Source organism: Bartonella sp. AA81SXKL, assembly GCF_042196945.1.
Taxonomy (GTDB): Bacteria; Pseudomonadota; Alphaproteobacteria; order Rhizobiales; family Rhizobiaceae; genus Bartonella.
Window position 1 is genome coordinate 1 of sequence record NZ_JBHIRH010000031.1, and the last position, 6,666, is coordinate 6,666.

Annotated in this window: 2 protein-coding genes; both read right to left on the reverse strand. The window is 44.1% G+C overall.

The genetic code is table 11. The features are described from left to right. Window positions 1–151: 151 nt before the first annotated feature. Complete coding sequence (locus ACFINZ_RS08700) at window positions 152–556, reverse strand: hypothetical protein (protein WP_375612686.1); 405 nt, start codon at window positions 554–556, stop codon at window positions 152–154. Then, window positions 553–6,666 (reverse strand): hemagglutinin repeat-containing protein (locus ACFINZ_RS08705; protein ID WP_375701336.1); only part of this gene is annotated, 6,114 nt, incomplete at its 5' end. The genes ACFINZ_RS08705 and ACFINZ_RS08700, both read right to left, overlap by 4 nt.

Consider the following 6,666-nt stretch of genomic DNA (forward strand, 5'->3'; position numbering starts at 1 on the left):
ACAATAAAAAAGCTCATAAGCCTGTTGATATTTCCTGTCACCGCTTCATTAAAACAACGGTGAACAATATTGAAATGTTGGATTGAGGGAACAGTCCCGCCATTCCAAGAGAAGGCAAGGATGGCGGATTGTTGATCATCACAAGCAAGACTTAAGGATAGCATTCATATTGTTCTGGATGTTTTTTACAAAACGGGCTATTTAAGCGCTTCTTGACACTGCGCTGTGGAACAACAGCACCTGGACGACAAATGGGCAAGTTTTCGGCTTTATGATTTCCACACCAGCCCCCCCCCCTATCATATTTATCATGGAAACCAGCTTGAATCATACAAGCTTCTATGGTTGCCCATGCATTGTTGCTTAAATTTCTGTTTTCTGGAAATACATCATAAGGAGCTGGCATTCCACATTCTAAAAGTGCTTTTTTTACCTCAAGCCGATCTGCTCCTGATTTCTCCCACACCGTGAAGTATCCTGCAGGAGGTTTATTAAACTGACATCCAGCTATACTTAACAAAGTTACAGCGCTTAATAATTTTAAAGTTTGTTTCATTTTTTCCTCCTTAAAGGGAATTGTACTCGATGGGAAAGTCCATATATATCTCGACATTTTGGACCCGCATCTCCAAGGCAAGTATGAGGATTATAAGGATTTTTGAACATATTCCATGTTTCTTTCCACCAGTTACTGCCAGCAGGTATTGTCTCATAAGTATAGCCATTGCCGCCAATCCATCGGCTTACAAAGTCATATCTATGCCCATCAAAACCAATAGTGGTTTGTTTGCCATCACTCACATAACCTAACAGACCGGATGCAACTAAAACATTAAAGGCTGGTCCATAGAAATTGATATTCGTGTTGTCGGCTATACCGTGCACACCTTCTTGTTTGAAAGAATACAGCATATTTCCCAATGTCATGGTACCACGGCTATGTCCATAAAGTTCTAACCCTGTAATACCATGGCTATACACCAAATCTTTTGCTTCTTGTGTTGAATTGGTCAAACCCCAAAAGTTATTTTCCATAAACTTCTGATAGCCCGCGACCAAAAGTTCTGAGATAGCAGAATCGGCTTGAGGGAACACAACAAAATAAAGCGGTGCATTTTTATCCTTCGCATGTTGAACCGCATAAACAGCGGCTTCCTCTGGTGGAGTAAAGATGCCATTAAAGGACACATGCACCTTGCCATCAGCACCCTCTTGTAAATGCTGCTTTTCTTCATCCGTTAAATAATGTGCGTGAGGTATTGGTTGTCCACGAGCGTCTGTGATATACTGTCCATTTGCATCTATTTCATAGATTATATTACCCTTTTCATCACGGTCGACCACGGCAATGGGGTGCTCTTTAATAAACATGGTTTTATAGGAATCATCGCTGTATTTAAACCCCTCTTCTAAGAGTTGCGTTACCATTTCACGGTTTTCATGGACGATTTGTTCCAGCTTGCCTACATCGAGCTGTTGTACACCCTTATGGGCGCTAGCAGTATCCCGATTAAGGGAGGCTATGGCTTGCTCAACATCTTGTCCTGTCAACGCCTTCTGCCCTGCTTCATCAGTAATGACGATAGTGCCATTGCTGATAGCAGATTTGGTATATCCTTCCTCTGAATCTTTAGCTTTTGAATGATCTAAGAGATTTTTAGCAATGTTTTTCCCGACACCATATTTGCCCTGATACATCGGACCACCCGCTGAAATGCTTAAACCTTGACTGCTGGCTTGCGCATGCGCACTGTTGCTGATATCACTGGTGCTAATGCTTCCTGTGGTCAGGCTGTTTTTTTCTGCCGGCGCGGTGCTTTCAATAATACCTCCGGTCAGCGTTGTTTTATCTTTAACGTTGATATTAAAGCCGCCATCACCCGCTTTGATGCCTGATTGTTCCACAACACTATGATAATCACTAGAGGATTTATCCTTGTTCAAGGAAATATTGGTTGTGGCTGTACCATCCTTTTCTCGGCTATTATAACCAATGGAAACAGAGTTTTGCTTGCTGGAACTTTGTCCCGTATCACTGCGGCTGGTAATGGCAAAATCACCCCCTACTTCCATTTCTACACGCTCTCCAGAAGCCACGGCGCCTGCCAGTGTGGTGTTTGCACCACTCGTTGTGTGAACTGTGCCGGTGCCAATAATATGGCTGTTCTTCTGGTGAACCTCCTCACTGGAACCCTTGCCTTTACCAAAAGAAGCATTCCCCATCCACCCTGTACCACCGGTACCATAACTATACCCAACATTCATTGAAGCGCTTTGCGTGTGGTTTTCTGTGCTTTGCGTATTTTGCGCACTTTCAAAGATGATATCTTTACCTGCTTCCATGGTGATATTCCCGCTCTGTTCATCATTGCTTTGCATCGGGTTTGTACCGGCAATAATATCGGCTCCAACACCATGGATGCTACCTTTGTGGGCTTGCATATTAACAGCGCGTCCTGCTTCTATTGTACCTGTTACCGCGGTAGAAGTCTGAACAGAGGCTTCTGCCTTCTCTGTCTTAAAGCCCACGGTTACGCTAGCAGAAACATCAGCAATATCACGAATAGACTGTTTGTTTCCACCTTTCATCCCATTATAAAGACCTTTGCCTTTGCTATAGAGATCATAGCCTTTTAGACCAGCAATAAGACCATTGCCGATTTTGTGTTTTGTATCCCCATGACCAAAACGTTTGACTGCATCCTTTACATCTTTTACGGCACCAAGAATACCCACATTGACAGAGCCTGTCACACCAGCAAAAGACTTTTCATGCTTTTCTTTTGCATTAGAGGTATCATAGCTTTCTGATAGGGTGATATTATTGCCGGCATCAATGTTGACATCACGATCCGCCGAAACAATGGCTGCTTGTAAATTCACATCATTGTCAGCAGTAATCTGCACATCTTGGCGTGCCGTGATGTGTGATTGTGTGGAAGTATTTTCCCATTGATCGCCCGTATCTTTGGCGCTTGCAATTCCAACACCTACAGAAGCACCGCTGTTGCTCTTTTCAAACTGAATGCCAAAGCCTGTACGTTCTTCCTTTGAGCTTGAGGAATGGCTATTATGACCAACAAGCACATTCACATCATGCGCTGCCGAAAGGTTAATATTCTCACCTGCAAGGTCAGAGCCAACAATTTTCACATCTTTTTTCTTGGCAGTGATGTTGATCGTACCATCCGCATTGAGAGAAGAACCTTGATGCTCAAAACTCTCTTCATTTTCTGTCTTTCCCTCACTCCCGTATATCGACACAAAGCCCTTACCTGATCCCACACCAAAACCTGTTTCATGCTCCTCTGAATGGCTTTTATGGTGATCTGTCATGCCATCAATCGTCACATTTTCTCCGCTCACATTGATATCTTGACCGGAAAGAAGATGAGAAGCAGAAATCTTGGCTTCTCCTTGTGCGTCTAACACGATGTTTCCCGTCGCCCCAAGGATAGAGGAGACCGTTGTGGTATGCGATTGAGATGTATCGGACGATTTCTCATGCAAAAAGCCACTTGATGACGATTGTGCTTGCTGATCCAAGTGTTCTTGGGCGCCTTTGATAGTAATCTTTCCCCCAGAGTGAATGGTAATATCCGCTTGTTTCTGTTCTCCTGGTGCTTTCTCTCCTGACGTTTCCTCTGCCTTACCGGCTACGAGCGTCGAGGCGACAACTTCCGTGTTGTTTCCAGATTCAATGGCAACGCCTTTTTCTCCTGCTATACTTGAACCTACCACTTGGGTAGCTCCAAAAGTTTCATGATAGGATGAGCTTCCCCCAAAAAAACCGCCATCTGTGTAGCTAGATATCTCACGGTGTGAACTATCCTCTGCATTGGTGATCAGGACATCGTTGCTGGCTTTCAGCCCTACCTTGCCCTCAGCCGCAACGGAACTGCCTGTGATGCTAAGGTCATGCGGTTTCCCATCCTGCCCTGCAACAACAGTGGTATCACCCCCAGATTTTATCGAAGAACCCCGAGAAATAGACTCTTGCCTATCAACACTAAAGTCGCTGCTCTGAAAATGATAATCTCTTTCATCGTTTCTCACCCCTATTGTTATCTCCCCTTGTGCGCCAAGAGCAACATTGTCCTTCGCATCTATATCGGAAGCAGCAATATGGATATCTTGACCCGAGATGACAGTGGTATCTTTTCCAGAACTTAAATGAGAGCCATTGTGCAAGGCGACATGGGAGGTTTCACTCCCGCGATGATTGTCCATGCTGTTGCGTGTAGCATCAATCGAAACATTTTCTTTTGCTTGTAAGTAAAGATCATCATGCGCTTGAACATCAGAGCCTAAAATATTCAAATCTTTTCCAGAGAGAAGTGTCGTCGAGCCTCCAGAGTTTAACACAGATTTATGGTGCATAATGGAGTCACTATACTGTTTATGGTGATGCGTTGCAGCTGAGCCTATCGTCAAGTTGCCTTCTTCTGTAGCCATGGCAAGATCACCTCCGGTGCTGATCCCCACCCCTGAGGCGGTAATATCTTGTTTAGCAATCACCGTTGCATTACCCCCAGCAGAAAGCGCCTCGGTGTTTAATACGGTCTCCACGCCGTCAACCGTTGTGCGCCCTGCGTCCAAACGAATATTCTTCTCCGCAAGGATAACAGCATCCCCACCAGCAGCAAAATGCCCCCCTTGACTGAGGATATCCCCACCATGCACATGCAATTGGTGGTTTGCCGCAATCCGCCCTGAATTGGTTATTGTGGAATTGCTTGTATTTTGGCTGGTGATATTGACATCATCGCCCATGATCAAAGCCCCAGCAGAAACAAAGGAGGCTCTGTCTTTTTCAGGGATGTAAAGCACCGGTGCATAAACATCCATGCCCTTGACCTGTTGGCGCACATAAATCACCATCGGGGCTTCTAGGGACGCCAATTGTTCTTCACTCAAAGCCTCACCAAAAGGGAGATTGTGTGCTTTTGCATAATCTGCCCCACCATCTAGCAAAGTTTTGACTTGTTCAATGGCATCACTTCCAGGAATAAAGGAACCTTTGCCCAAACCTTGACCAACAAGATCACGCATTTGTTTCTCAATCAGCTGCTTTTCAAAATAGGCATCACCTAAGAAAAAAATCTCTCTGTCAGGATTATAACCAATTCTGTTCAAATAATAGGCTGAGCCATAAAACTTGCCGACATCAAGGAATTCTGCCCGCGTTTCATAAATGAAATTTTGATTGGGCAGCGTGCCCCCAACACCCCCCGATTGGGGCTTTGGTAAAGGGAGCCCCTCAGCAAGTTCCCCCGCATTATTGAGATCGACTTTTGGTGTAAAGAGAGCGCCAGCTCCAGGCAAACCACTTAAGGACTCCAGTGGATTGCCTCCAACGGTTTTTGCCTCAAAATGCGCATCCCCTGTAATCGAACCTTCCGCTGCCTCGTTGTGGAGTTGATCGACCACCAAATTCAAAATGCCACCCGCTTGAACAAGACCAGGAACAGTATCGAGAACTTCTGAATTGATATGGCGAAAACCATCATTATTTATTATATCTAAAGCAACATTTCGGCTTCCATCAGCGTTATAAGCATAACAATAAGCATCCGTATTAGCCTGACAACCCATATAGGTGTTTTTATAAGCTGTTGCACCTAAATTGGTCAGCACATTGGCGTGGATATCGGCGTTTCCCCCTGCTTCTATAATGCTATAATGGTTGTCAATGGTATCAGCGTTAATAATAAGATTGCCGTGAGACTGTATCATTCCTTGACGAGTAGGCGAAAATTCTTGCGTGACAGTTTTCTGTATCATGTGAGATAAATTATTCCATCGGTACCCTTGAAAAAAAACCGAACTTTCACTCTCTTCATTCCAAGTAAATGCCTTGTATACTATCCCATCTTCTAAAGTTATCTTACCATAAGTTGCCTCTTTGTTGGGCAAAGAATTTTTAAAGTGAAAATCACATGTGTTTCCCGAACATTCAACTTCCTCATAGGAAACGGCCCATATTTCTATCCCCAACTCATTTGCTATACTTGTTGTATGATACAAAATCGCATTTTCAATTGAATCAAAGCGTTCTGGTTTTTGGAAAGAAATATCGCTATATTCCGTTTTTTCTGTGATGACAGGCGTGCTATCGGCTTCGTTTTTCAGGGTGTTGGTTTGGATATTTAAGTTTCCACCAACTTGAATAAAGCCCGCTTTGTTAACAAGGGAAAGGCTTTTTCCTGTGCCTTCTGCATTGGTGAAAGATAAATCACCTTCTGTCATTATGGTGCCAAAATCATTGAGCAAAGCCCCATCAACTTGTAAAGCACCATTGCCCTTCACATAAATTAAGCCCGTTTTGTTGTTGGTCACATTGCCCGTCACGCTAAAGACTAAATCCTGCCCCGATGCCAATTGACCGCTATTTCTAAGCTCCCCCGTTTTGATCACGAAATCTCGTGCTGCTAAAACAGACGTTGTCTCATCAACCATAACGCTTGGAGCAATAAAGAGAATATCTCCAGTCCCACCGCCATCTCTTACGGCTTGTAGCCGCGCATTGTGAATATCAAGGGCATTGGTGCTTTGAAAGTCTAAACCGCCATAAGTCAATTCGCTCTCTGAGACATCAATATGATCTGCAATTAAATACAGCGTTTGCGGCGTGTAAATATGAGAACGATTATTGCTTAAATCGAG